This is a genomic window from Ruania suaedae (assembly GCF_021049265.1).
Classification (GTDB): Bacteria; Actinomycetota; Actinomycetes; order Actinomycetales; family Beutenbergiaceae; genus Ruania; species Ruania suaedae.
Genome location: NZ_CP088018.1, coordinates 306,289 through 331,062, shown reverse-complemented (window position 1 = coordinate 331,062; position 24,774 = coordinate 306,289). Strand labels below are relative to the sequence as shown.

Genomic DNA, 24,774 nt, shown 5'->3' with positions numbered 1-24,774 from the left:
TCGTGACACGTTCAGCGTTGACGAAGCACAGCCGGGCCGCCGCCCTGGAGGCCATGACCAGCGGCGAGCCGCTCGACGTCCTGGTCGTCGGCGGCGGGATCACCGGGGCGGGCGTCGCGCTCGACGCCGTCACGCGCGGCCTGAGCACCGGCGTGGTGGAGATGCAGGACTGGGCCGCGGGGACGTCGTCGTGGTCGTCCAAGCTGGTGCACGGCGGCGTGCGCTACCTGTACAACCTCGACTTCAAGCTGGTCGCCGAGGGCCTGCGGGAGCGGGGGCTGCTGCTGACCAGGACGGCCCCGCACCTGGTCAAGGCCCAGCCGTTCCTGTGGCCGCTGAAGCAGCCGGTGATCGAGCGGGCCTACAGCGCTCTCGGCATCGGCCTCTACGACGCGATGGCCGTGATCGGGCACCGCGGCATGGCCGTGCCGGTGCAGAAGCACTACTCCCGCGCCGGGGTGGAGAAGCTCTTCCCGGACGTGCGCAGCGACAAGCTCGTGGGCGGCATCCGCTTCTACGACGCGCGGGTCGACGACGCCCGGCTGGTCATGACCCTCATCCGCACCGCCGCCTCGTTCGGGGCCCACGCCGCCGCCCGCACCCAGGTGGTCGACTACGTCAAGGGGCCGGGCGGCCGGGTCGAGGGCGCCGAGGTCGTCGACCTGGAGACCGGCACCCGCCACACGATCCGCGCCAAGCGCGTCATCAACGCCACGGGGGTGTGGACCGAGGAGACCGAGGCGCTCGGCGGCACCGACGGCGGCCTGGAGGTGCTGGCCTCCAAGGGTGCCCACGTGGTCATCCCCAAGGAGCGCATCTCCGGTGACGTCGGGCTGTTCCTGCGTACGGAGAAGTCGGTGCTGTTCATCATCCCGTGGGCCCGGTACTGGATCATCGGCACCACCGACACGCCCTGGGACGAGGGCCGCCTGCACCCCGTGGCCACCCGCGCCGACATCGACTACATCCTCGACCACGCCAACGACGTCCTCTCCTCGAACCTCACGTTCGAGGACGTCGTCGGGGTCTACGCGGGGCTTCGCCCCCTGGTCCAGCCCGGCACCAAGGACGGCGGGGAGGCCTCCACGAAGGTCTCCCGCGACCACACCGTGGTCGAGTCGGCGCCGGGCCTGACGATCATCTCCGGGGGCAAGCTCACCTCGTACCGACTGATGGCCGAGCACGCCGTCGACCACGCCCTCGGCGAGGCCGAGGCCCGCAAGCGCCGCTCGGTCACCCCCGACACCCCGCTCATCGGGGCACCCAGGCTGAAGGCGATCACCCGGCAGGCGCCACAGATCGCCGCCCGCTACGGCTGGGACAAGGCCCGGCTGGAGCACCTGCTGGGCCGGTACGGCTCCGACCTGCAGACCCTGCTCGCGCTGGTGGACGAGGACCCCGAGCTCGGCAAGCCGCTCGAGTCCGCGCCGGCCTATCTGCGCGCCGAGGTGGTGATGGCGGTCGAGTACGAGGGGGCGCTGCACCTGGAGGACATCCTGATGCGCCGGATCCGGCTGTTCTTCGAGCAGCGTGACCGGGGCGTGAGCGCCCTGGAGGAGATGGCGCAGATCGCCGGGCCGCTGCTGGGCTGGGACGAGAAGACCACCCGCCACGAGATCAGCGCCTACGCGGAGATGGCCGCTGCGGAGGAGGCCGCCCTGGGCACGATGACCGACGCCGAGGCCGACGCCGCCCGCCGCGCGGTCGAGGACGTCGTGCCGCTCGCCGCACTGGGGGAGTAGTCAGCCGGGCTGGGCCGGGCCGGCCGCCTCCTCGGCCGCCTGGCGCAGCCACGTCTCCACTCCCCCGATGTGCACCGTCAGCGCGGCCCGCACCATCTCCGAGTCCCGGCGGCGCAGCGCCGCCAGGATCGCCCGGTGCTCCGACAGGGTCCGGTCGGCCACCCGGTCCTGGGTGATCCCGCGCCACACCCGTGCCCGCACGGTGGCGCTGGAGAGCGCCTCCAGCAGGCTCGCGAGGTAGTCGTTCCCGCCGGCCTCGGTGATCGCGGCGTGGAAGCGCATGTCGTGGGCCACGAGGTCCTCCACACTCGCCTCCGGGGAGACGCCGTCGACCTCGGCCTGCAGCGCCGCGAGCTCGCTCTCGGTGACCCGCACGGCCGCCCGGGCCGCGGCGTGCGGCTCCAGCAGTCGCCGCACCTCGAAGATCTCCAGCACCGAGTCGTCCCGGTGGAGGTCCACCACGAAGCTCATCGCCTCCAGCAGCAGACGAGGTTCGAGCGAGGTGACGTAGGTGCCGTCCCCGCGGCGCACGTCGAGCACCCGGATCAGGGCGAGGGACTTCACGGCCTCCCGCAACGAGTTCCGGGACAGGCCGAGGCGCTCACTGAGCTCCTTCTCCGGGGGGAGGCGCTGACCGGGCTCGAGCTCGCCGGAGACGATCATCGCCTTGATGGTCTCGATCGCGGTATCGGTGACGGCCACGAGTCATCCTCTCTCTCGGCTCAGTTCTCTCTGCTCAGCCGCCCCAGGTGTACTGGTGCACCGAGGCCTCGTGCATCTGCATCCCCGCACCGGGCAGCCGCGGCGCCTGGAACACCCCGCCGCTCACCCGCACCGGGTCCACGAAGTGCTCGTGCAGGTGGTCGACGAACTCGATCATCCGATCCTCGCGCGTGCCCGAGACCGCCACGTAGTCGAACATCGACAGGTGCTGCACCGCCTCGCACAGCCCCACGCCACCGGCGTGCGGGCACACCCGCACTCCGAACTTGGCGGCGAGCAGCAGGATGGCGATGTTCTCGTTGACGCCGGCCACCCGGGTGGCGTCGATCTGCACCACCTGCGCGCCGCCGGCCTGCAGCAGCTGCTTGAACATCACCCGGTTGGCGGCGTGCTCGCCGGTGGCCACCGGGATCGGCGCCACCCCGCGGGCGATGGCCGCGTGGGCGAGCACGTCGTCGGGGCTGGTGGGCTCCTCGATCCAGGCGATGTCGAACTCGGCGAGCGCGTTCACCCACGCGATCGCCTCGGCGGTGTCCCACCGCTGGTTGGCATCGATCGCGATCCGGATGTCCGGCCCGACGGCGGCGCGTGCGATCCGTAGCCGGCGCACGTCATCGGTGAGGTCGCCGCCGACCTTGAGCTTGATCTGGGTGAACCCGTCCGCCACGGCCTCCTTGCTGAGCCGCTCGAGCTTCTCGTCGGAGTAGCCGAGCCAGCCCGGCGTGGTGGTGTAGGCGGGGTAGCCCTCGGCCAGGAGGGTGGCCTCCCGCTCGGCGCGCCCGGCCTGGGCGGCGGCGAGGATCTCCAGCGCCTCCTCGCGGGTGAGGGCGTCGGTGAGGTAGCGGAAGTCGACGAGGTCGACGATCTCCTCCGGGCTCAGGCTCGCCAGCAGCTGCCACAGCGGCATCCCGGCGCGCTTGGCGCGCAGGTCCCAGAGCGCATTGACGACGGCGCCCACCGCCATGTGCGCGACGCCCTTCTCCGGGCCGAGCCAGCGCCACTGGGAGTCGTAGACGAGCTCTCGCCACACCCCGCCCAGATCGGCGAGCAGCTCCTCGACGTCGCGGCCGATCAGGCGCTCGGCCAGCGCTCGTACCGCACCGGCCTGCACGTCGTTGCCGCGGCCGATGGTGAACACGAAGCCGTAGCCGGACCGGGCCGCAGCATCACCGGAGCCGTCGGTGTCGAGGCGCAGGTAGGCAGCCGAGTAGTCCGGATCGGGGTTCATCGCGTCGGAGCCGTCCAGCTGGGTGGACGTGGGAAATCGGATGTCGGTGACGTCGATGGCGACGATCTTGCTCATGGCTGCCTCCCGTAGGTACGGTGGCCGAGCCTAGACATCGGATGTTTGCCTGGTCAATGCGCCAGTCACCAATGGAGGATCCATGAAGCTCGCACGCCTCGGAGCGCCCGGCCAGGAGGTCCCGGTGCTGCTCGACGAGTCCGGTACTGCGTTCGACCTGCGCTCGGTGGTGCCCGACCTCACCGGGGAGCACCTGGGGCCGGACTCGCTGGAGCGGATCCAGCAGGCCGCCAACGACGGCGCACTGCCGGTGCTCGAGGGCGCCGGCGAGCTGCGGACGGGTTCCCCTCTCGCCCGCGCCGGCTCGATCCTGTGCATCGGCCAGAACTACGCCGCCCATGCCGCCGAGTCCGGGGCGGAGCCGCCGGAGATGCCGATCCTGTTCTTCAAGGCCGCCAACACCCTCACCGGCCCGAACGATCCGGTGGCCATCCCGCGCCGGGCCGCAAGGACCGACTGGGAGGTGGAGCTGGGGATCGTGATCGGCTCCCGCGCGCTCTACCTGGACTCCCCCGCCGACGCCCGCGCGCACATCGCCGGCTTCGTCACCGCCGATGACCTCTCCGAGCGCGAGTTCCAGCTCGTGGAGTCCGGTGGCCAGTGGAGCAAGGGCAAGTGCGCTCCGGACTTCTCCCCGCTCGGCCCGTGGCTGGTCACCGCCGACGAGGTCGACCCGACGAACCTCTTCCTGCGCAGCTGGGTCAACGGCGAGCCGCGGCAGGACTCGACCACCGCCGACATGATCTTCGACGTCGACCACATCGTGTGGCACCTGAGCCAGTACCTCGCGCTCGACCCGGGCGATGTGATCCTCACCGGCACCCCCGAGGGCGTGGCCGTCTCCGGGCGGTTCCCGTACCTGAGCGCCGGCGACGTGGTCGAGGTCGAGATCGAGGGCCTCGGCCGTCAGCGCACGGTCATGGGCGCGTCCGTATGACCGCCTTCGGCGGCCTGGTGGCGGTGGTCACCGGTGGCGCGTCCGGGATCGGCGCCGCTGTCGCGACCCGCCTGCACGCCGACGGCGCCCGCGTGGTCGTGCTCGACCGCGACCTTCCCGAGGGCGAGCCGGCTCCCGTCATGGGGCTTCCCGACGGCGTCCTCGGAGTCCGCGCGGACGTGACGGACAGCGCACAGGTGAGCTCCGCCGTCGAGCAGGTGGTCGCTACGCACGGCGGGATCGACATCCTGGTCAACAACGCCGGGATCGGCGCCCAGGGCGACGTGGCCGGCAACGACGATGCCGAGTGGACCCGGGTGCTGGACGTGAACGTGGTCGGGATCGCCCGGGTCAGCCGGGCCTGCCTGCCGCACCTGCGCGCCTCCGAGCATGCGGCGATCGTGAACACCAGCTCGATCGCTGCCACCGCAGGGCTCCCGCAGCGCGCGCTGTACAGCGCCTCCAAGGGCGCGGTGCTGGCGCTGACCCGGGCGATGGCCGCCGACCACGTCCGCGAGGGCATCCGGGTGAACTGCGTCAGCCCGGGCACCGCGGACACCCCGTGGATCGGGCGGTTGCTGGACGCCGCGGACGATCCCGAGGGCGAACGGGCTGCGCTGCGCGCGCGCCAGCCGCACGGGCGGCTGGTGGACCCGGCGGAGGTGGCGGACGCCGTCGCGTATCTGGCGCATCCACGCAGTCATTCGACCGTCGGCGTGAGCCTGGCCGTCGACGGTGGCATGCACGAGCTGCGGCTGCGGCCGCAGTGACAGCACACGTGATGCGCACGCGCGATCTCGCGGGCCTGGCGCTGACCGAGATCGGGTTCGGGGCCGCCGGGCTCGGCAACCTGTACCGGGCGATCGACGACGAGACCTCCCAGCGGTGCGTGGACGCCGCCTGGGAGGGCGGGATCCGCTACTTCGACACGGCGCCGCACTACGGGCTGGGGCTGTCGGAGCGCCGGCTCGGAGCCGCGCTCGCCGGGCGGCCGCGGGAGGAGTTCGTCGTCTCCACCAAGGTGGGACGGCTGCTGGTGCCGCGGGTGCCGCCGCGGGATCGTGACGACGAGATGTTCGAGGTGCCCGGGGACCTGACGCGCGAGTGGGGCTTCGAGCCCGGCGCGGTCCGGCGCTCGGTCGAGGAGAGCCTGGAGCGGACCGGCCTGGGCTACCTGGACATCGCGCTCGTGCACGACCCCGACGTCAGTGGCGAGCCGGATGCGCTGGAGCGCGGCCTGGAGGCGCTCCTGGCGCTGCGCGCCGAGGGTGTGGTCCGGGCCGTGGGGGTGGGCACCAACGATGCGGTCACCGCAGCGGTGGCGCTCGAACGCTACGACATCGACACCGTGATGCTGGCCGGCCAGTACACGCTGCTGCGCAACGACGGGTTCGACCGGGTGCGTGCGGCGGCCGGTGACCGGAGGGTGGTGCTGGCGGGGGTGTTCAACTCCGGCATCCTCGCGCGCCCGCAGGTCCCGGAGGCGGCCACCTTCGACTACGAGCCGGCGCCACGGGCACAGCTGGACCGGGCGCGCGAGATCGCGGCGATGGCCGCCCGGCACGGCGCGACTCTGCCGCAGCTGGCGGTGGAGCTACCGCTGCGGCAGGAGTGCGTGGCCTCGGTGGTGCTGGGGATGCAGACCGAGACCGAGGTGCGCGAGAACCTGGGACTGCTGGCGCGCCCGCGATTCAGCGCGTGGACCGAGCTGCCAGAGCTCGGCCTCTGAGGAGCGCCGCACCGACCCCGACCGCCAGGACCGCGGCGAGCCCGGCGAGGCCGAGATCGGCCCCGGTCTCGGGCAGGTCGGGGGTGGGGGTCGGCTCGGCGGGAAGTTCCCCGCCCAGCTCCAGCAGCACGTCGAAGCTGGCGAGACGCTCGGCCACGTTGGCGTGGTTGCCGGAGGTGGCGCCGACCGGGTAGTCGTAGCCGATCGTCACCGGGACCTCCTCGCCCTGGGCGAGCGGGATCTCCAGGATGACCGTGGTGCCCTCGGCGTCGAGATCGGTGAACGAGGCCTCACCGCCGTCCCAGACCAGGTGGACGTCGTCGTAGTAGTTGCCCTGGTCCCCGGCCCCGGCGTACTCGCCCGCGGGGGCGACGTGGTCGGGGTTGTGGTGCACGTCGGCCGCATCCGGCTCGTTGAGCTCGATGTCGATGATGCTGGCGCGCAGGGTGGCGTCGGTGGGCCCGTCGTTGCGGACCAGGAGGGTGCGCTCGGCGGTGTCGCCCGGCACGGTGACAGGGGTGCCGACGAAGGACTCGGTGGTGGAGTCGGCGTAGGAGGTGCCGTCCCAGGAGAGCTGGATGGCGTCGTCGTAGGTGTCCGCGGATGCCGGGAGGGCCATGGCGGCCACGCCTGCGAGGGTCAAGGCTCCGGCAGCCAGATAGCGGCGCGGGGTCGGGCTGATGCTCACGGTGTCTCCCCCGGACGGAACGTCTCGTAGCTGAAGGTGATCGAGTGGTCGGGCTCGTCGGCCGGGTCGATGTCGGAGAGGACGTCCGCGTTCCAGGTGTCGGAGTCGCTGACCTCGCTCTGGTCCGGGTCGAGGGCGGTGACGCTCGCCTCGTTCTCGTACTCCCCCTCGCCGGGCAGGCCGTCGAGGGTGGCCACCAGGCACCAGAACTCGGTGACCGGGGTGGTGGTGTCGGAGTAGCCGGCGCTCACCGGGGTGGACGTGAGACCACTCACGGTGGCCGGCGGCGCCGGTGCGGCGAGGTCCGGGCTGCAGGACTCCGGGGAGTCGACCCAGTAGATCTCGACATCGGCGGAGCCGAGCACGCCGGCGCCCCAGTCGGGTGCGGTGAGCTCGTAGGCCAGGCCCTTGTTGCCCTGGCTGAGGGAGTCGGTCTGGAAGACGACGGCCAGCTCACCGTCCTGCACGAGCGTGGTCGCCTCGGCGGAGCCGACGGTCGCGGCCACCGAGCCCGAGGGCGCCGGAACGGGCGAGCCGGGGTCCCCGGCGGCGAAGTACTCGTAGCCGTCGCCGATCGCGCCGGTGAGGGTCACCTCGTCGTGCCAGAGGGCGAGCGAGGCTCCTCCGACGCCGAGCATGGCGCCGACGAGGCCGGATCCGGCGACGATGGCCGCGGAGCGCAGCCGGCTGGTGGTGGCGGTCACTGGAACCCCTCCCCGGTACGCACCTGGTCGAGGGCGACGGTGATCTGGCCCAGATCGGTCAGGACCTGGGTGCTGCCGGGACCGAAGCGGTCGTCCAGGCCGGCGGTGTCGAGCTCGACCTGGAGCGTGAACGTGTCGGTGCGGCCGGCATCGTCGGTGTCGAGGGCGTCGGCGATGGTGGTGGCCGTTCCCAGCGGCGCGGGCGCCGTCATCAGCGGGGCGTCGTCACCATCGAGGAGCAGGTACTCACCGCTCACTCCGGCCGGCAGGTCGGCCGCCTGGTCCCAGCCGACGCTGAGTTCGCCGAGCATGTTCTCACCCTGCAGCTCGGTGCGGACCTCGTAGCTGACGAGGAAGGTATCGCCCTGGCGCACCAGGAAAGTGTCGGGATCGATCTCCTGGGGTGCGGCGTCGACGTCCGGAGACGTCTCGGTCCAGCTCTCGCCGAGGATCTCGATGTCGAGGTTGCCAGAGGTGATCGCTCCGGCTGCGCTCGTGCCGGATCCGTTCCAGAGCGCGAACGTACCGCCTGCCGATACCAGGCCCGCCATCAGGGCGGCCCCGGCGAGCAGTGGTACTCGCCATGTCTTCCTCACGTGCTGACTCCCTCGTACTGAGATGTGCTGTTCCGCCGGCGCCCGATGGCGGCGGAGGTGATGGCGTAGGCGCTGTAGCCGAGCAGGATGATCGCGACGCCCGCGACGACCGCCGGCCGGTGGTTCCCGACGGCGTTGCTCAGGTGCCCGACATAGGGCACCGCGTAGACGACCTCGCCCATGATCTGCTCGCCCTGGATGGGGTCGTCGTCGGCGCCGTTGGCGTCCCCGCGGGTGACATACCGGGTGCCGTCCGCGCCGACCTGGGTGCCGACGATGCGGTGGGTGATCAGGGTCGGATCGTCCGAGACCGGCTGGAAGGTGACCACGTCCCCCACCTGATAGCTCTCCTGCGGCACCGCGACGACCATGTCTCCGGGTGCGTGGGTCGGCTCCATCGATCCGGTCAGGACCGTCAGTGCCGACCCGCCCATCAGGCGGGGGACGACCGCCACCGCGAGCGCCAGGACGAGCAGTCCCAGCAGCAGCACCGTGGTGACGCCGGTGCCCACCGACCGCCACACGCCACCGCGCGGTGCTGCCGCGGTCACGGCGGGTTCGGCGGTGGCGGTCACGGTGGTGCTCCTTCGGTGGGAGATGTGCGGGGGAGTCACACCTCCCGGGTGGTGCGGTTGAGGCGGTGGTGCGGGTACAACGAGGCCGTCGAGGCGGCGGTGGTTCGGGGAGCCCTACCGCCGCCTCGAGGGGATCAGAAACCGCCGCCGGCGCCCGCGTCGCGGACCTGGTCGAGGGTGACGGAGAGGCCCTCGAGCGTGGCGGTGGCCAGCGCGAGCTCCTGCTCGTCGGTGTCCTCGTCGAAGGTCACGGTGACGACGACGGTGTGGTTGGCGGTGCCGTCGAGCGCGACGGGCACGGTCGGCAGGGCCGGGTCGTTGTTGCCGTTGTCATCCGAGGCAAGGTTGACGTTCAGGTCGACGCCCGCACCGGTGCCGGAGGCCACGACGGTGCCGGTCTCGTCCTCGACCTCGACGACGACCTCGAGGCCGTCCAGCAGGGTGCCCGTCTGGCCCTCGTCACCGGTGATGCCGAAGGCGGCCACCATGTTCTCGCCCTGGAGGGCGACGTCCACGGCGTAACGGCCCTGGATGACGTCACCGGGGACGATGCGGAAGGTCGACAGGTCGATCTCGTGGCCGGCGTCGGTGCGGTCCTCGGAGATGTCCTCCCAGACCGGGTCGCCGAGCAGGGCGACGTCGAGGGTACCGGCGGTGATGGTGCCGCCGTCGATGTCCTCGCTGTCGCTCCACAGTGCGAAGGTGGTACCGCCCAGCAACAGCGCTGCGCCTGCGGCTCCGGCCAGCAGGCCAGTGGTGGTCTTCTTCATTGCTTTCTCCCTTGGTGGTTGCCCTCGTGGGCGGTTGTGGAAAGTTGGAGGTCTATGGGGTCGGGGGTCTACGGACTCGGGTGCCTACGGAGCTAGCGCCGTGACAGGCCCGGACGCGGTGCAGGTCATGGAGGCCCCGACCGCGAGCGTGGTCCCGGGGCAGGTGACGCCGCCGGGCAGCTGGTCATCGGTGACCGAGATGCCGGTCAACGGGGTCTCACCGGTGTTGGTGACCAGGTACGTCCAGGTCAGGACCTTGCCGCTGACGACATCGGCGCCGGGCTGGACCTCGGGGGTGCCGGCCGGGACGGGCGCGCTGGGGGTGTCCCAGGCGCGCTTGACGATCTCGATGTCGGGCACGAGCTGCTGGACATTGACGAAGGTGCAGGCCACCGTGTCGCCCCGGGTGATGCCGGTCAGTGAGACGGCGTTCCCGGTGGGCGTGACCGCGCGGCTGGAGCCGTTGACGGTGCACGTCACGTTCTCGAGGGCCCATCCCTCGGCCTGCTGGGCCGCGGTGGGCAGCTCGGTGAGGCGAACGGTGGCGGTCGCGCTGGTGGAGGCGAACGCGATCCGGTAGTCGACGGTGCCGGTGGCGCCCGTGGTCTGCGTGGCGGACGGGGTGATCGTGCCCGAGCCCGCGGTGCGGGCGGCCGCGAAGGTCCATCCCGCGGCCGGGTCGGCCGTGGGGTCCCCGTACTCCTGCGCCAACTTGGTCACCGAGACAGTCGCCTGACAGGTGGCGCCGCGGGCGAGCTCGCTGAGCAACGGGCCCAGCTGCTGCCAGCCGGCCTGGAAGTAGTCGGCGTTGTTCGCCGAGCTGCCCTGCTGGTAGGGCGTGGGTCCGGAGACGGCCGCGAGGTTGGCTGCGTTCCCGCTGATCCCGTCGCCGACGCCGACGGCGAGAACCCGGGTGCCTTCGGCCTTGAGCGCGTTGGCGGAGTAGATCGCCTGCTCGGTCTCGATGAAGCGGGTGTTGTTGCCGGGACCGGCGGGGTTGCTGCCGGAACCGTAGAAGGTGGCCAGGCCGTCGGTGACGATGATCGCCAGGTCGTACTGGTCGGAGTCGTTGGCGACCTGCCAGATACCGCGGTCCCAGTTCGTGCCGCCGCCGGCGTCGTACCGGTCGATCCGGTCCTTGATCGTCTGCTGGTTGCTACCGGAGTCGATCGGCAGGGGGTCATAGTTGCGGCCGCTGTTCTCGCCGTTGCGGGGTGCGGTGGTCGCGAAGGTGTAGAGGCCGATCGAGGAACCGGTGCCGGCAAGTGCGTCGACGAAACCCTTGGCGGAGTTGCGCAGGTCGCCCACCGCGCCGGCGTCGTTCACCGAACCGGACAGGTCCAGGACCAGCGCGACCCGGAGGCCGGCCTCGCAGGTCTGCGGCAGCTGCGGATTGGCCCGGCCGTTCTGCCAGATCCCGGTTGAGGGGCTCTGCGGGGAACTGCTGTTGCTGTTCATGAACTGGGCGCCGGACTCATACGTCTGGCCGGCCGTGAGAGCCGGGGCCCGGAAGGTGTAGTCGCGGGCGTTGTTGTTCGCGGCGGATCCGGTCACGAGAGCGGTGTTCGCGTACCAGCCGGCCGGGGCACCCTCCTGCTTCACCCAGAACTGAGCACCGTTGTTCTCTCCGGCCGGCTGGGTCACGATCCAGTCACCGCAGAAGAAGAGGAAGCAATCGCGGTACCGCTCTAGAGGCTGCGTTTGCGGCACCGAGAACGAGCAGTCGCCGTCGGAGTCCGAGACGCAGGTGGCCCAGCTCGCGGTCACCGGGGCGCTCGGTCCAGCGGACCCACCCGTGTATAGCCGCAGCGTGACCCCGGCAAGCGGGGCCACCGCGGTGTTGCCGGTCCGGCTGCCACCGACGTTGACGTTGATGACGGCCGTGGTGTTGGTCGGAGATGGCACGGACATCACGCCGATAGGAGCATCCTCCGTCGTGGCCTGCCGTGAGGCTTGACGACCGGACTGGAGCGACTCCGCGGTCTCGTCCTCGCCGGACTCGACCTGCTCGGTCGGGGAGGAGTCGCTCTCGCCCTGCTCGGTGTCCTCGCCGGCAGACTCGGCCGGCTCCTCGGTCACGTCCTCGGTGGAGGCGGCATCGTCGGCATCCTCGGAGACCGTCGGCTCGGAGGCGGGGGGCTGCTCGGGCTCGGGCGTCTCGGCCGGCTGCTCCGGCTCCGTCGACTGCAGCGCCGAGGTCGACGCACCCTCGGTGGCCGACGTCGTCTCGAGCGGTTCCGCATCCGCGGGAAGCGAGCTCGCGCTCAGCCCGGCGACGAGCACTGCGGCCAGGAGAGCGGACATCCCGGTGCCGATCGAACCGCGACGACGCTGTGCGCGACCGTGCCGGTAGCTGTAACTCACCCTGCGCTCCCTCGACCAGACAAATGGACCGACCCCCGACCCATTGGCCAGACGTACGACTGCATTTCTAACAGGCGTAAAGCGCTCTGACCTGCGCCGATGCGAAATCAAGGGGGTGAACTACGAGCCCGAATCGGGGGTGAGAACGGGGTGACAAAGGGTGATTGAAGGGTGAACTACCGGGTGAATCGAGGGTGAGACGACCTCACCCTCCGGCCCGCTGACCAGGCTCGACGCCCCAACTCGACGGGCGACGTCGTCGGACCCGCATCGGGGCGCCCGTCGAGACCAGCACGGCGGAATCGCCTCCGGTCGGAGGCCCTCAGAGGCGTCCAGAGCCACCCGTATTCACCCGGGCCCACCCGTCGGGGAGGCTCGCTGCCGACGGGCCCACCTCCGCGTCGGCCCACACGACGACCCGCGGGACAGTCCTCGAGGCGGCACGGCAGGTTTGGCACGGGAAGAGCGGCACCCATGAGGGCTACGGTCCGGGCCCACCCGCCGCCGCCTCCACACGAGAGGCGGGGTCGAGGTCAGGCAGGGGATGGGCCGACCTCGACCCCAGCGACGCCCCATTGCGCCGGTCTGAGCGGCGGGCGCCCGGACCTGCCTCCATCGTGACCCCGATCGGTCCCGCGTAGATCGCATCGCGATCACAACCCGGCAACGATTGGGTCACGGCCACACCGGTGCGAGCAACGTCGCCCATCTCCGACCGGGATCCGCGCGATTGGACCGATTCACACCTGGTCAATACGCTCTCGTCATGGCCGACGATGTCACCTCCCCCGAGACCGAGCCCCGCCCCGAGGCGACCTCCGATCGCGAGTCGACGACTGAGGATGAGGCGCAGCCCGCGCCCGAGACCGAGCCGACCAGCAGCTCCGGGGACGACGCCGAGAAGGCGACCGTGCCGGACTGGCCGATCGGCCTGCACGCGCTCGGCTACGGCGGTGACTACAACCCCGAGCAGTGGCCGATGGAGGTGCGCCTCGAGGACATCGAGCTCATGCGCGAGGCCGGGGTGAACCTCATCAGCCTCGCGATCTTCTCGTGGGCCAGCATCGAGCCGCGGGAGGGGCGCTACGACTGGTCGTGGCTGGACAACATCATGGACCGGCTGCAGGCGGCGGGCGTACGGGTCGCCCTCGCGACCGCCACCGCCTCTCCCCCGCCGTGGCTGACGGCGAACCACCCGGAGATCCTGCCGCGCACCGCCGAGGGCGTGGTGCTCCACCAGGGTGGCCGCCAGGCCTACGCACCCTCCTCCCCCGTCTACCGCGACTACGCGGTGAAGATGGCCGCCGCGATCGCCGAGCGCTACGCCACGCACCCGGCCCTGGCGCTGTGGCACATCGACAACGAGATCGGTTGTCACGTCCCCCACGACTACTCCGAGTCGGCCGAGCGGGCCTTCCGTACCTGGCTGCGGCGCCGCTACCGGATGATCGACAAGCTGAACGAGGCCTGGGGCACCGCATTCTGGTCCCAACGCTACAGCGCCTTCAAGGACGTCCTTCCCCCGTGGGCGGCGCCGACCTACGCCAACCCCACCCAGCAGCTCGACTTCGCGCGCTTCTCCTCCGACACCCTGCTGGAGTACTACAAGAAGCTGCGTGACGCCGTCCGGCCGATCACCCCGCACGTGCCGGCCACCACGAACTTCATGGTCAGTCTGAGCACCAAGTGGATGGACTACCACCGCTGGGCGCGGGAGGTCGATGTGGTGGCCACCGACCACTACACGATCGCCGACGATCCCGAGCGCGAGATCGATCTGGCCCTGGCCGCCGACATGACCCGCGGGGTGGCGGGCGGCAAACCGTGGATCCTGATGGAGCACTCCAGCGGCGCCGTCAACTGGCAGCCGCGCAACCGCGCCAAGGGGCCGGGCGAGATGATCCGCAACTCCCTCGCCCACGTGGCCCGTGGGGCCGACTCGGTGATGTTCTTCCAGTTCCGCCAGTCCAAGGCGGGCGCGGAGAAGTTCCACTCGGCGCTGGTGCCGCACGCCGGCCGGAACTCGAGCGGCTGGCGCGAGAGCGTGCGCCTGGGCGAAACGCTGGCAGCCCTCGGCGACGTCGCCGGCGCCCGCGTCCCGGCCCGGGTGGCGATGCTCTTCGACTATCACGCCTGGTGGGCGATCGAGCTCGACTCGCACCCGAGCGTGGACGTGACCTACGGCGACCGCATCCGGGCGCTCTACCGCGAGCTCTGGTACCGCAACGTCACCGTGGACGTGGTCCACCCGGGTGAGGACCTGGACGGCTACGACGTCGTCCTGGTGCCCTCGCTCTACCTGGTCACCGACGAGCACGCCGCCGCGATCGCCGCGGCCGCCGAGCGCGGCGCACACGTGGTCATCACCTACTTCTCCGGCATCGTCGACGAGCGCGACCACATCCGCCTGGGCGGCTACCCCGGCGCCTTCCGGGAGCTGCTCGGCATGCGCACGGACGAGTTCTTCCCCCTCCTCGCCGACGAGCAGGTCACCCTGGACGACGGCACGACGGCGGACGTGTGGACCGAGCGCCTGGAGGTCACCACGGCCGAGGTGCTCCGCACCTTCACCGACGGCCCGCTGCCCGGCGGCCCGGCCCTCACGCGCAACGCCGTCGGCGAGGGGGCTGCCTGGTATGTGGCGACACGTCAGGACGAGGCCGGCACCGCGGCGCTGATCGAGCAGGTCCTGGGCCAGGCGGGCGTGGCGCCCGTGGCGCCCGCACCTCGGGGCGTCGAGGTGGTGCGCCGCGTGCGTGAGGGCGACGACGAAGGACGGAGCTTCCTGTTCGTGCTCAACCACACCGACGGCGAGGCCTCCGTCCCCGCCTCCGGCACCGAGCTGATCACCGGCGCCACGGTCGAGGGGGAGCTGCGCGTGCCCGCGCACGGCTCCGCGGTGGTCGCCGAGCGCTGACCCGCGAGATTTTCACGACCTCCCTGCCTCCCGCGCCAGGATCGCCGCCTGCACCCGCGAACGGCACCCCAGCTTGGTCAGTACCCGGGAGACGTGCGACTTCGTCGTCGCCTCGGTGATGTGGAGCGTGCGGCTGATCTCCTGGTTCGACAGGCCCTGCCCGAGGCAGTCGAGCACCTCCCGCTCACGCGCGGTGAGCCCCGGGAACGGCTCGTCTGCCGACGGCCCCGGCACCTCCCCCGGCCCCGGCCGTGAGGAGACGAAGGCCGCCAACAGCGTGCGGGTGACCTCCGGCGCGACCACCCCCTCCCCGGCGGCAACCCGGTGCACCGCGTCGACCAGGGCTGGGCCGTCGGCGGTCTTGAGCAGGAAGCCGGCCGCACCGGCCCGCAGGGCCGCCACCACGTACTCGTCCAGGTCGAAGGTGGTGAGCACCAGCACCTGCGCCGTCCCCGCTGCCACGACGCGGGTGGTCGCCTCCACCCCGTCCATCCGCGGCATCCGGATGTCCATCAGCACCACGTCCGGGGCGAGGGCGCGAGCGTTCGTCACGGCGCTCTCCCCATCGGCTGCCTCCCCGACCACCACGATCTGCGGATCGGTCTCGAGCACCATCCGCAGCCCTGCCCGCACCGCTGCGTGATCATCGGCAAGCAGCACCCGCACCGTCATGTCTCCTCCTCGATCGGTAACCGCGCCCGCACGGTCCAGACCGTGCCGCCGGGCCCCTCGAGCCCAGCCGTGCACGAGCCCCCGACGGCGCAGGCTCGCTCGGCCATGATCTCCAGCCCCAGACCGCCCGCCTCCGGCTCGACCCGGCGGGCCTCGTTGCGCACCACCAGTTCGAGGCAGCCCCGGGCGAGGGCGACCTGCGCCTCGGGCGAGCCCGTGCCGTGCTTCGTGGCGTTCGTCAGTGCCTCCTGCAGGAGCCGGAACGCGGTCTGGTCGACCGCCGTCGGGAGCCGGGGCAGATCGGGAAGGGACACCGTGCCGCGGTGAGCGGCGACCAGCTCCTCGACGCCGCGCCGATCGCTGAGACCGGTGGCCGATCGCTCCGGGCTGCCGCCACGCAGCAGGTGGATCATGGTCCGCATCTCGGCGAGCGCGGACCGGCTGGAGGATCGCACGGCGCCCAGCGCCTGATGGGTGGCCGGGTCCCCGGCCGGCCGCGCCAGGCCCGCCTCGGCATGCAGGGCGATGGCCGAGAGGTTCCCGGCCACGGCATCGTGCAGGTCGCGCGCCATCTGCTCGCGTTCGTCGCGCAGCGCCTCCTCGTGCTCCATCCGTGCCAGCCGTTCGCGGTCGGTAGCACGGGCCGAGGCGAGCCCCGCCAACTCGGCCTGCCGCCGCACCGAGGTCCCCCACCAGGTGGGGGTCGCGAGCACGGCGAAGGCCTGCAGGCCCAGCAGCAGGCCGGCGCGCAGGTCTTGCAGCAGCGCCCAGCCGAGCACCGTCACGGCCGCGAGGAGCATCGCGGTGCCGGCCACGAGCCGGCGCACGGCGAGCGCCGATCCGTGCAGGGCGAGGGTGTACAGCAGGTCGATGAGCACGAGTGTGACGCCGAGGCTGCCGCCGATCAGCAGGTCGAGGACGAAGACCGCCGCGCCGGCACCGAGGGCTGCGACGGGGCGCTGGCGCTTGGCCAGCAGGATCAGCCCGCCGGTGAGCAGCAGGGGCAGGTGCCAGTGCGGGGCGGCCGTGAGCGGGGCGTCGCTGAGCACTGGGCCCACGCCGAGTGCGTGCAGCGCGAGGCCCACCACGGTCACCGCCACCGCCTCGGTGATCACCTGCCGGCGCGGCGTCCCGCGCAGCCGCCCGCGCCACACCTCCATCCACCGCTGCATCGCTCCATTCTCGCGCCCGCGCGCACGGTGCACCGATGCGACGAAAGGATGAGATCGGCACGCTCCTCCCGGCCGATGCCGCCCGGGAGGGGCAGGGCCCAGCCTGGTGGGCATGACCGCGACCCTGCTCGGAACGCTCGCCGTGCTGGCGTTGGTGGACTCGACCAGCTTCGGCACCTTGCTCATCCCGATCTGGTTGATGCTCTCCGCCGGCCGGCTGCGCCCCGGGCGGGTGCTGGCGTTCCTGCTGACCGTGGCCCTGTTCTACTGGCTGGTCGGCCTGCTGCTGCTGGCCGGCGCCGAGTCGCTGCTGACCGCACTGGAGGAGGACTCCCCGGTGCTGACCTACGGGCAGCTGGCGCTGGGGGCGGCACTCTTCGCGGGGTCGTTCTTCGTGGGCCGGGGGCGCAAGGACGCCTCGGCGGCTCCCGCACCGCCGGGGCGGCTGGCCCGGTGGCGGGAGCGGACGGTCTCGGCCGAGGGGCGCGGTGGCTGGCCGGCGCTGGTGGGCCTGGCGCTCGCGGCGGCCGCCCTCGAGGTGGCCACGATGCTCCCCTACCTGGGCGCCGTCGGGATGCTCACCGCGGCCGAGGTGGCGCCGGCGCAGCGGGTGCTGCTGCTGACCGGCTATTGCATGATCATGGTGCTGCCCGCGCTGGTGCTGCTGGGGGCGCGGATCGCCGCCCGCCGGGTGGTCGAACCCGCGCTGCGGCGGCTGTCCGCATGGATGGCGAGGTCCTCCGGGGAGACGATCGCGTGGGTGATGGGGATCGCCGGCTTCCTGCTGCTGCGCGACGCCGCCGCCCGGATCGGGCTGCTGGAGACGCTCGGGGCCTCGCTCGGCTGAGTTCAGCCGTCGCCGAGCACAGCCTCCTCGCCGGCGTGCTCGGTGACGTCCTCCACGTGCTCGGCCATTCGGTGCAGGAAGCCCACGACGGCGCCGCGGCAGTGGGCAGGCACCTCGCCCGCGATCCGGGCCATCTCCGCGTGCATCGTGGCGAGGTGTGAGCGCACCTGCTCGTGCGCGTAGGCCGTGGCGTGGACGACGATGCGCCGACGGTCGCTGGCGTGCGGGATCCGCTCGATGTGACCGTGCGCGGCGAGCCGGTCCAGCAGCGTGGTGGTCGAGGCAGTGGAGATGCCCAGCCGGCCGGCGAGCTCGCGCGGGCTGAGCGGCTGCTGGTCCCGGTCGGCGGCGATCACGTGGCGGATCGCCTGCACATCCGTCACATTCATTCCCATGGAGCGCACCAGCGACCGGCGGAAGGCATCGTCGGCCTCGCGGAAGCGCCGGAGCGCGGCCAGGATCTCCCGGCCCTCGGTACTCCGGTCGAACCAGTACCCGTCGTCCGGGGCGTCGATCACAGCTCGGCTCATGCACGCATCCCTTTTTTACTCAGCAGGCTTATTGCTAGATTACCTAGCGATGAGCACGGACGGAAGGAGCCCCATGGATTCCGAGGACCTCGTGATCCTTCTCGACGAGGCCGGGCGGCCCAGCGGGACCGCCCCACGGGAGGCGACTCATCATCGCGCCACGCCCCTGCACCAGGCCTTCTCGTGCTACGCCTTCGACCCGGCCGGCCGGGTGCTCCTCACGCGGCGGGCGCTGACCAAGCGCGCGTGGCCAGGCGTCTGGACCAACTCCTGGTGCGGGCACCCACGCCCCGGAGAGGACCTCGAGGATGCGGTCCGCCGCCGCGCCGGCCAGGAGCTCGGACTGGGCGTGGGCGCCGTGACACCGAAGATCCCGGAGTTCCGCTACCGCGCCGTGGACGACTCCGGCGTGGTCGAGAACGAGGTCTGCCCGGTCTACACCGCCGCCGTCGAGGCCGATCCGGTCCCCGACCCGGCCGAGGTCGTCTCCTGGCGCTGGGTCGAATGGTCGGCAGTGGTCGACCTGGTGCGCCTGACCCCGTGGGCGGTGAGCCCGTGGATGGCCGAGCAGGTGCCGATCCTGGACCGGGAGCTGGCGCCATGACCAGCGACGACGAGCACGACCTCGCCGTGCAGGCTCGGCTCGATGCCTACTTCGCCTCCCGGGCGCCCCGGATGGCCGCCCGCGGCGCCGGGGACCTCTGGGTGGCGCTGCGCGCGGCGAGCGACGGCGGCAAGCGGCTCCGCCCGCGCCTGGTGCGCGCCGGCGCGAACGCGTGCGGCGGCGCCGATGGCGATCACACCGCGACGATCGGGGCCGCGGTCGAGCTGCTGCACACGGCGTTCGTGGTGCACGACGACGTCATCGACGGCGACCAGAGCCGGCGCGGCCGGCTGAACGTCTCCGGCTCGTTCGCCCGGACGGCACAGGCCGCCGGCGCCGGCAGCGAGGTCTCGCGCCGCTACGGCGAGGCCGCGGGGATCCTCGCCGGCGATCTCGCGCTGGTCGGTGCGATGGGGCTGGTGGCCGGGTGCGGCGCCACCCCGGCGCGGGTCACCCGGCTACTGGCCCTCATGGACGATGCCCTGCTGGACAGCGCCGCGGGTGAGCTCGCCGATGTGCGCGCCGTGCTGGACGACTCCGCCGAGGTCAGTGAGATCCTGCGGATGGAGGAACTCAAGACCGCCGCGTATTCCTTCGCGCTGCCGCTGCGGGCCGGTGCAGTCCTCGCCGGCGCGGCCGACGAGCTCGTCCACGAGATCGGCGAGGTCGGCCGGCTGCTCGGGATCGCCTACCAGCTGCGGGACGACCTGGGCGGGATGTTCGGCGACGAGGCCAGCACCGGAAAGAGCCCGCTCTCGGACCTGCGTGAGGGCAAGCGCACCGCGCTGCTGGCCCACGCCGCGACCACGGGCGTGTGGGAGCAGGTCCGCCCGCACGTCGGCGACCCCGCGGTGGGGCCGGCGGCGCTGGCCACGGTGCGCGAGCTGCTGGTCGAGTGCGGCGCACGTGCGCGCGTGGAAGAGTTGGCCGAACAGCACGAGCGGGCAGCCCGCGAGCGCGCGGTGCTGCTCGGGCAGGCCGGCACCGAACTGATCGGTGCGGCCTGGCTCGCCCACGACCTCTCCTGGAGCGCCGCGTGAAGCCTGTGAAGTCGCAGTCCGACGCCGAACGCTACGACGCCGTGGCCCACGCGAGCGCCGAGGTGGTGATCCGGCAGTACTCGACCTCCTTCGGCTGGGCCACCGCGCTGCTGGGGGAGCCGGACCGCACGCACGTGCGCACCGTCTACGCGCTGGTGCGGGTGGCGGACGAGCTCGTCGACGATCCCGACCCCACGTTCGCCGACGACGACCGCGCCCGCCTGCTCGACGGGCTGCAGCAGGAGGTCCACGCGGCGCTGGCGTGCGGGCGCAGTGCCAATCTGATCGTGCACGCCTTCGCCGCCACCGCGCGCCGGTACGGCATCACCGCCGAGCTGATCGACCCGTTCTTCGACTCGATGCGCACCGACCTGCACATCAGCACCCACGACCAGCCGGGCCTGGACTCCTACGTGCACGGGTCGGCCGAGGTGGTCGGGTTGATGTGCCTGCGGGTGTTCACCGACTGCGACGACGCCGCCTACCGGCGCCTGAGCCCGGGGGCGATCCGGCTGGGAGCAGCCTTCCAGAAGGTGAACTTCCTGCGGGACCTGGCCGCCGACCGCGACGATCGTGGCCGCAACTACCTGCCCGGCACCGATGCCGAGCACCTGACCGATGCCGAGCGCGACGTGCTGCTGGACGAGATCGACGCCGATCTGGCTGCCGCACGTGAGGCGATCGCGGCGCTGCCCGTGCGCAGCCGGCGCGCGGTGCTGGCGGCGCACGGCCTCTTCGGCGAACTCTCCCAGCGCCTGCGCCGCACCCCGGCGAGCGAGATCGGACGACGACGTGTGCGGGTGCCGGACCGGGTTAAGGCTCGCATCGTGATGACCGCGGTCGGAGCACGCCGATGAGCGCGCCCCAGGTGGTCGCGATCGTGGGCGGCGGCATCGCGGGCCTGGCCACCGCGGCGCTGCTCGCGGCGGACGGGCACGAGGTCCACCTGCTCGAGCGTCAGGAGAGTCTCGGCGGGCGGGCCGGCTCCTGGGAACGCGACGGCTTCCGGTTCGACACCGGGCCCTCCTGGTACCTGATGCCGGAGGTCTTCGAGCACTTCTTCTCCCTCCTCGGACGTGACATCGACGCCGAGCTGGACCTGCGCACGCTCGACCCCGCCTACCGGGTCTTCGCGGAGGGCGATCCGGCGCCGGTCGAGATCACCGCGGACACCGAGGCCAATATCGCCCTGTTCGAGGCCCGGGAGGCCGGAGCCGGCGAGCGGCTGCGCGCCCACCTCTCCTCCGCCGCGGTGACCGAGAGAATGGCCCGGGAGAAGTTCCTCTACACGACCTTCGCGCACCTGCGCAGCCTGCTCACGCCGGACCTGGTGCGCCTGCTCCCCCGGCTGGCGCCGCTGCTGCTGCAGTCGCTGGAGTCGATGGTCGCGGGCCGGTTCTCCGACACCGCCCTACGCCAGATCCTCGGCTACCCCGCCGTATTCCTCGGCACCTCCCCCGGCAAGGCGCCGAGCATGTACCACCTCATGAGCGCGCTGGACCTCACCGGTGGCGTGCAGTACCCGATGGGCGGCTTCGCGCGGCTGATCGAGGTGGTCGCCGAGCTGGCCATCGACCAGGGCGTGACGATCCACCTGGGTGCGGAGGCGACGGCGATCACCACCACCGCCCGGCAGCGTGGGAAGGGTCGGCAGGGCCACCTGGGCCCACGCGCCCGCGTCACGGGCGTGGACTACGTCAGCCGCGGGCTGCGCCGTCACCTGGAGGCGGACGTCGTCGTGGGGGCCACGGACCTGCACCACGTGGAGACCCGCCTGCTGCCGCCGCGGCTGCAGACCTACCCGGAGGCGTGGTGGCGCAAGCGGGACCCGGGCCCGGGCGCCGTGCTGGCCTACCTCGGGATCCGGGGCGAGCTGCCCGAGCTGTCCCACCACTCGCTGTTCTTCGCCGCGGACTGGACGACCACATTCGCCGACATCGACGCCGGCCGCATCCCGGGCACCCCCTCGGCCTACGTCTGCCGCCCCTCGGCCACCGACCCCGACGTCGCACCGGCCGGGGACGAGAACCTGTTCCTGCTGATCCCGGTCGGCGCGGACCCGGCCATCGGCCACGGCGGCCTCGACGGCCAGGGCTCGCCCGCCGTCGAGGAGCTGGTGGACCGGATGCTCGATGAGATCGGTGAGCGGGCCGGGGTGGAGGATCTCCGCGAGCGCGTCGTGCTGCGCCGGACGGTGGGCCCGGCGGACTTCGCCTCCGATCTGAACGCCTGGCGCGGGACGATGCTGGGGCCGGCGCACACCCTGCGTCAGAGCGCGATGTTCCGCGCCCGCAACGCCTCCCGCCGTGTCGAGGGGCTGCTGTACGCCGGGTCTGGCACGATTCCGGGCGTGGGTCTTCCGATGTGTCTGATCAGCGCCGAGCTGGTGCTCAAGCGCCTGCGTGGTGACACGAGCCTCGGGCCGCTGGCTGAACCGTTGCAGCCGCACGAGGAGCCGGTGCGCCGATGACCTCGTGGATCTATCTGATCTGCCTGCTCGTCCCGCTCGCGTGCCTGGTGGTGATGGATGCGCGCTGGCGGCTGGCGTTCTGGTACGCACCGGTGCGGGCCGTGGTCACCGTGCTCGGCGCTGGGGTGGTGTTCCTCATCTGGGACCTGGTGGCGATCGGCGCCGGCTTCTACCACCGCGGCCAGAGCCCGGCGATGACCGGGATCGAGGTGGCGCCCGAGCTCCCGGTGGAGGAGCTCGTGTTCATCACGTTCCTGTGCTACCTCAGCCTCATCGTGTTCCGGTTGCTGGGCAGGATGCGACGCTCGGAGGACGCGCCATGACCTACCTGACCCTGGCCCTGATCGTGCTCGCCGCCGCGACCGTGCTGGCCGTGCTCACCTACCGGGGGCCGTGGCGGCGGATCGCGCTACTGGCGCTGGTGCTGGTGGTGCTGACGGCCGTGTTCGACAACGTGATGATCGCGGCCGACCTGTTCGGGTACGCCGACCAGCACACGGTCGGGGTGAGCGTCGGCCTGGCGCCGATCGAGGACTTCGCCTGGCCACTGGTGGCCGCGCTGCTGGTGCCGGCGCTGTGGTCACTGACCGGACGTCTCGCGCGCCGGTCACCGCCGGACCAGGCACCGGAGGCGGCCGAATGACGGGCCCCGTGGTCCCGTGGCGGCATGTGCTCGCCTCGTCCCGGCCGATCAGCTGGATCAACACCGCCTACCCGTTCCTGGTGGCATGCCTGCTCGCCGGCGACGTCCCTGCCCTGACGGTGGTGCTGGGCACGGTGTTCTTCCTCGTGCCCTACAACCTGCTGATGTACGGGCTCAACGACGTCTGGGACTACGACTCCGACATCCACAACCCGCGCAAGGGCGGGGTGCACGGCGTGGTGCTCGAGCGCTCACTGCACCGCACGACCGTGCTCGCGGCCGTGGGCTCCTCGGTGCCGTTCGTGGCAGCCCTCGTGGTGCTCGGTTCGCCCCTCTCGACGGCGGTGCTCGCCGTGAGCGTGTTCGCGGTGGTCGCCTACTCCGCGCCGAGGCTGAGGTTCAAGGAGCGGCCGGTCCTCGACTCGGTCACCTCCGCCACGCACTTCGTCAGCCCGGCGGTGTTCGGTGCGGCGCTCGCCGGCGTCGAGCCCACCGCGGTGGTGGTGGCCTCGCTGGTCGCGTTCTTCGCCTGGTCGATGGCCTCGCACGCCTTCGGCGCCGTGCAGGATGTGCTGGCTGACCGCGCGGGCGGGATCGCCTCCATCGCCACCTGGGCCGGCGCGGCGGCCACGGTGCGCGTCGCCGTCGGGCTGTATGTCCTGGCCGGGGCCCTGCTCGCCCTCTGGGGCGGGCCGTGGGCGCCGATGGCGCTGCTGGTGGTGCCGTACCTGGTCTCGACCGTGCCCTACCTGCGCCTCACCGACGCCGAGGCCGAGCGCGCGACCGCGGGGTGGCGCCGATTCCTGTGGCTGAACCCGGTGGTCGGGTTCGTGCTCACGCAGTACCTGCTGTGGGTGGCCCCGGCGCCGTTGCTCCCGGGGTGATCCGCCCGGATGCCTTTCAGTACCGCGGGGGCTGGTCCTGCGGCGGCAGGCCGGTCTCGTGGTGCTCCACGGTCGCGGTGTGAGCGGTGCGCCGGCGCTGGGCGTTGATCACGAGGGAGAGGATCAGCGCGAGTGCCCCGGCGCCCATGCAGATGTAACCGATCGTGGTGAGGTCGACCGCGTCGATGCTGTCCCGGACGGCGAACGCGAGGATCGCGCCGACCACCAGCAAGAAGATTCCGCCACCGATACCCATGATGTCCTCCTTCGCGGGCACCGGAGCGGTGCCACGGGGGGATCCTCCCGCACGTCGCCGAGCGCCGCATCCCGGACACGCGGCAGCGACGCCGTCAGTCCCGACCGGGGTGCTCGGCGAGCACGTCGATCCATGCCGCGTGGACCTGAGTCCCCGCCACCTCCCCGGCGCCGGCCGCCCCGGACACCTCGCCCACACGCAGCACGAGCAGGGCCTGGCCGCTGAAGGTCACTTCGGCCACCACCCGCGGGTCTGCCGGCCAGACCTGCAGCGGCCCTCGCCGGGCGTGATGGAGCTCGAGGCCGGCCACCCCCTCGCACGGGACGATGCGGAACCGTTCCTTGACCGTGCGCGCGAAGACCGGCGGCTCGGACGGGTCGAAGCGGCTCGTCCCCTCGATCCCGAGCGCCTCGGCCAGCTCCGGCACCACCTCACCGGGCCCGCTCACCACGAGCACCGGAAGCCTGCCGGTGATGGTGTCGACGCCGTCGACGGTGAGGTCGAGGCGGACCCCGTCGAGGCGGCGGAGCACCCGCTTGGTGGCCCCCATCGATTCCCCCTGCGTGTCGACGCCGTCAGCGACAACCTACCGGGCGTGTCCAGAGCGG

The 24,774-nt window shown here is 72.0% G+C and carries 26 protein-coding genes; 13 read left to right on the top strand and 13 right to left on the bottom strand.

Features of this window, described 5'->3' with window-relative positions; translation table 11 throughout:
- The first annotated feature begins 53 nt into the window (after nucleotides 1–53).
- The gene (locus LQF12_RS01430; protein ID WP_231055481.1) at nucleotides 54–1,742 is read left to right on the top strand and encodes a glycerol-3-phosphate dehydrogenase/oxidase; all 1,689 of its coding nucleotides are present in this window, start codon (nucleotides 54–56) and stop codon (nucleotides 1,740–1,742) included.
- Here the strand turns inward: LQF12_RS01430 and LQF12_RS01425 are convergent, their stop codons facing one another.
- Nucleotides 1,743–2,444, bottom strand: a complete 702-nt coding sequence (locus LQF12_RS01425) for a FadR/GntR family transcriptional regulator (RefSeq protein ID WP_231054232.1) — start codon at nucleotides 2,442–2,444, stop codon at nucleotides 1,743–1,745. It abuts the gene before it with no gap.
- A gap of 34 nt (nucleotides 2,445–2,478) precedes the next feature.
- Nucleotides 2,479–3,768: an enolase C-terminal domain-like protein gene (locus tag LQF12_RS01420; protein ID WP_231054231.1), complete on the bottom strand. Its 1,290-nt coding sequence runs from the start codon at nucleotides 3,766–3,768 to the stop codon at nucleotides 2,479–2,481.
- A gap of 82 nt (nucleotides 3,769–3,850) precedes the next feature.
- On the opposite strand from LQF12_RS01420, the gene LQF12_RS01415 reads away from it, so the two are divergent.
- From LQF12_RS01415 to LQF12_RS01405, 3 genes are read left to right on the top strand one after another with little or no spacing between them, the layout of a single operon-like run.
- Nucleotides 3,851–4,705 carry a fumarylacetoacetate hydrolase family protein gene (locus tag LQF12_RS01415; RefSeq protein WP_231054230.1) on the top strand — a complete coding sequence of 285 codons (855 nt, stop codon included), beginning with the start codon at nucleotides 3,851–3,853 and terminating at the stop codon, nucleotides 4,703–4,705.
- Nucleotides 4,702–5,475, top strand: coding sequence for an SDR family NAD(P)-dependent oxidoreductase (locus tag LQF12_RS01410; protein ID WP_231054229.1), 774 nt, complete (start codon nucleotides 4,702–4,704; stop codon nucleotides 5,473–5,475). Before LQF12_RS01415 ends, LQF12_RS01410 begins: the two co-directional genes overlap by 4 nt.
- A gap of 11 nt (nucleotides 5,476–5,486) precedes the next feature.
- Nucleotides 5,487–6,434, top strand: coding sequence for an aldo/keto reductase (locus tag LQF12_RS01405; protein ID WP_231054228.1), 948 nt, complete (start codon nucleotides 5,487–5,489; stop codon nucleotides 6,432–6,434).
- On the opposite strand, the gene LQF12_RS01400 is transcribed toward LQF12_RS01405, so the two are convergent.
- From LQF12_RS01400 to LQF12_RS01375, 6 genes are all read right to left on the bottom strand, one after another.
- Nucleotides 6,397–7,122, bottom strand: coding sequence for a hypothetical protein (locus LQF12_RS01400; protein ID WP_231054227.1), 726 nt, complete (start codon nucleotides 7,120–7,122; stop codon nucleotides 6,397–6,399). The two genes, LQF12_RS01405 and LQF12_RS01400, sit on opposite strands and share 38 nt — an antisense overlap.
- Entirely contained in the window at nucleotides 7,119–7,826 is a 708-nt protein-coding gene (locus LQF12_RS01395; protein ID WP_231054226.1) for a hypothetical protein, read from the bottom strand. The genes LQF12_RS01400 and LQF12_RS01395 overlap by 4 nt, the downstream gene beginning before the upstream one ends.
- Complete coding sequence (locus tag LQF12_RS01390) at nucleotides 7,823–8,422, bottom strand: hypothetical protein (protein WP_231054225.1); 600 nt, start codon at nucleotides 8,420–8,422, stop codon at nucleotides 7,823–7,825. The genes LQF12_RS01395 and LQF12_RS01390 overlap by 4 nt, the downstream gene beginning before the upstream one ends.
- Nucleotides 8,419–8,997: a signal peptidase I gene (locus tag LQF12_RS01385; RefSeq protein WP_231054224.1), complete on the bottom strand. Its 579-nt coding sequence runs from the start codon at nucleotides 8,995–8,997 to the stop codon at nucleotides 8,419–8,421. Before LQF12_RS01385 ends, LQF12_RS01390 begins: the two co-directional genes overlap by 4 nt.
- A 134-nt stretch (nucleotides 8,998–9,131) precedes the next feature.
- A complete protein-coding gene (locus LQF12_RS01380) occupies nucleotides 9,132–9,767 on the bottom strand; it encodes an alternate-type signal peptide domain-containing protein (protein WP_231054223.1) in 636 nt (211 codons plus the stop codon).
- A gap of 84 nt (nucleotides 9,768–9,851) precedes the next feature.
- The gene (locus LQF12_RS01375) at nucleotides 9,852–12,071 is read right to left on the bottom strand and encodes a vWA domain-containing protein (RefSeq protein WP_231054222.1); all 2,220 of its coding nucleotides are present in this window, start codon (nucleotides 12,069–12,071) and stop codon (nucleotides 9,852–9,854) included.
- A gap of 826 nt (nucleotides 12,072–12,897) precedes the next feature.
- Here LQF12_RS01375 and LQF12_RS01370 point away from each other — a divergent pair.
- The gene (locus tag LQF12_RS01370) at nucleotides 12,898–15,048 is read left to right on the top strand and encodes a beta-galactosidase (protein WP_231054221.1); all 2,151 of its coding nucleotides are present in this window, start codon (nucleotides 12,898–12,900) and stop codon (nucleotides 15,046–15,048) included.
- 12 nt (nucleotides 15,049–15,060) lie between these two features.
- On the opposite strand, the gene LQF12_RS01365 is transcribed toward LQF12_RS01370, so the two are convergent.
- Both LQF12_RS01365 and LQF12_RS01360 read right to left on the bottom strand, forming a co-directional pair.
- The gene (locus LQF12_RS01365; protein WP_231054220.1) at nucleotides 15,061–15,720 is read right to left on the bottom strand and encodes a response regulator; all 660 of its coding nucleotides are present in this window, start codon (nucleotides 15,718–15,720) and stop codon (nucleotides 15,061–15,063) included.
- Entirely contained in the window at nucleotides 15,717–16,892 is a 1,176-nt protein-coding gene (locus LQF12_RS01360) for a sensor histidine kinase (protein ID WP_231054219.1), read from the bottom strand. The genes LQF12_RS01365 and LQF12_RS01360 overlap by 4 nt, the downstream gene beginning before the upstream one ends.
- 112 nt (nucleotides 16,893–17,004) lie before the next feature.
- On the opposite strand from LQF12_RS01360, the gene LQF12_RS01355 reads away from it, so the two are divergent.
- Nucleotides 17,005–17,739: a GAP family protein gene (locus tag LQF12_RS01355; RefSeq protein ID WP_231054218.1), complete on the top strand. Its 735-nt coding sequence runs from the start codon at nucleotides 17,005–17,007 to the stop codon at nucleotides 17,737–17,739.
- Between the two features lie 2 nt (nucleotides 17,740–17,741).
- On the opposite strand, the gene LQF12_RS01350 is transcribed toward LQF12_RS01355, so the two are convergent.
- Nucleotides 17,742–18,269, bottom strand: a complete 528-nt coding sequence (locus LQF12_RS01350) for a MarR family winged helix-turn-helix transcriptional regulator (RefSeq protein ID WP_231054217.1) — start codon at nucleotides 18,267–18,269, stop codon at nucleotides 17,742–17,744.
- 73 nt (nucleotides 18,270–18,342) lie between these two features.
- Here LQF12_RS01350 and idi point away from each other — a divergent pair, with 73 nt between their 5' ends.
- Genes idi through LQF12_RS01315 form a run of 7 tightly spaced genes read left to right on the top strand, consistent with a single transcriptional unit; the run spans nucleotide 18,343 to nucleotide 23,910 of the window.
- Nucleotides 18,343–18,873: an isopentenyl-diphosphate Delta-isomerase gene (gene idi, locus LQF12_RS01345; protein WP_231054216.1), complete on the top strand. Its 531-nt coding sequence runs from the start codon at nucleotides 18,343–18,345 to the stop codon at nucleotides 18,871–18,873.
- The gene (locus LQF12_RS01340) at nucleotides 18,870–19,913 is read left to right on the top strand and encodes a polyprenyl synthetase family protein (RefSeq protein ID WP_231054215.1); all 1,044 of its coding nucleotides are present in this window, start codon (nucleotides 18,870–18,872) and stop codon (nucleotides 19,911–19,913) included. The genes idi and LQF12_RS01340 overlap by 4 nt, the downstream gene beginning before the upstream one ends.
- Nucleotides 19,910–20,770, top strand: a complete 861-nt coding sequence (locus LQF12_RS01335) for a phytoene/squalene synthase family protein (RefSeq protein ID WP_354004690.1) — start codon at nucleotides 19,910–19,912, stop codon at nucleotides 20,768–20,770. Before LQF12_RS01340 ends, LQF12_RS01335 begins: the two co-directional genes overlap by 4 nt.
- Entirely contained in the window at nucleotides 20,767–22,383 is a 1,617-nt protein-coding gene (gene crtI, locus LQF12_RS01330; RefSeq protein WP_231054214.1) for a phytoene desaturase family protein, read from the top strand. Before LQF12_RS01335 ends, crtI begins: the two co-directional genes overlap by 4 nt.
- Nucleotides 22,380–22,706: a lycopene cyclase domain-containing protein gene (locus LQF12_RS01325; protein WP_231054213.1), complete on the top strand. Its 327-nt coding sequence runs from the start codon at nucleotides 22,380–22,382 to the stop codon at nucleotides 22,704–22,706. The genes crtI and LQF12_RS01325 overlap by 4 nt, the downstream gene beginning before the upstream one ends.
- Nucleotides 22,703–23,026 (top strand): lycopene cyclase domain-containing protein, encoded by a 324-nt coding sequence (locus tag LQF12_RS01320; RefSeq protein ID WP_231054212.1) that lies wholly within the window; start codon nucleotides 22,703–22,705, stop codon nucleotides 23,024–23,026. Before LQF12_RS01325 ends, LQF12_RS01320 begins: the two co-directional genes overlap by 4 nt.
- Nucleotides 23,023–23,910, top strand: a complete 888-nt coding sequence (locus LQF12_RS01315; protein ID WP_231054211.1) for a prenyltransferase — start codon at nucleotides 23,023–23,025, stop codon at nucleotides 23,908–23,910. Before LQF12_RS01320 ends, LQF12_RS01315 begins: the two co-directional genes overlap by 4 nt.
- A 16-nt stretch (nucleotides 23,911–23,926) precedes the next feature.
- On the opposite strand, the gene LQF12_RS01310 is transcribed toward LQF12_RS01315, so the two are convergent.
- Together LQF12_RS01310 and LQF12_RS01305 are read right to left on the bottom strand one after the other, a co-directional pair.
- A complete protein-coding gene (locus LQF12_RS01310) occupies nucleotides 23,927–24,166 on the bottom strand; it encodes a DUF6458 family protein (protein WP_231054210.1) in 240 nt (79 codons plus the stop codon).
- 94 nt (nucleotides 24,167–24,260) lie between these two features.
- Nucleotides 24,261–24,716 carry a hypothetical protein gene (locus tag LQF12_RS01305; RefSeq protein ID WP_231054209.1) on the bottom strand — a complete coding sequence of 152 codons (456 nt, stop codon included), beginning with the start codon at nucleotides 24,714–24,716 and terminating at the stop codon, nucleotides 24,261–24,263.
- Between the last annotated feature and the right edge of the window lie 58 nt (nucleotides 24,717–24,774).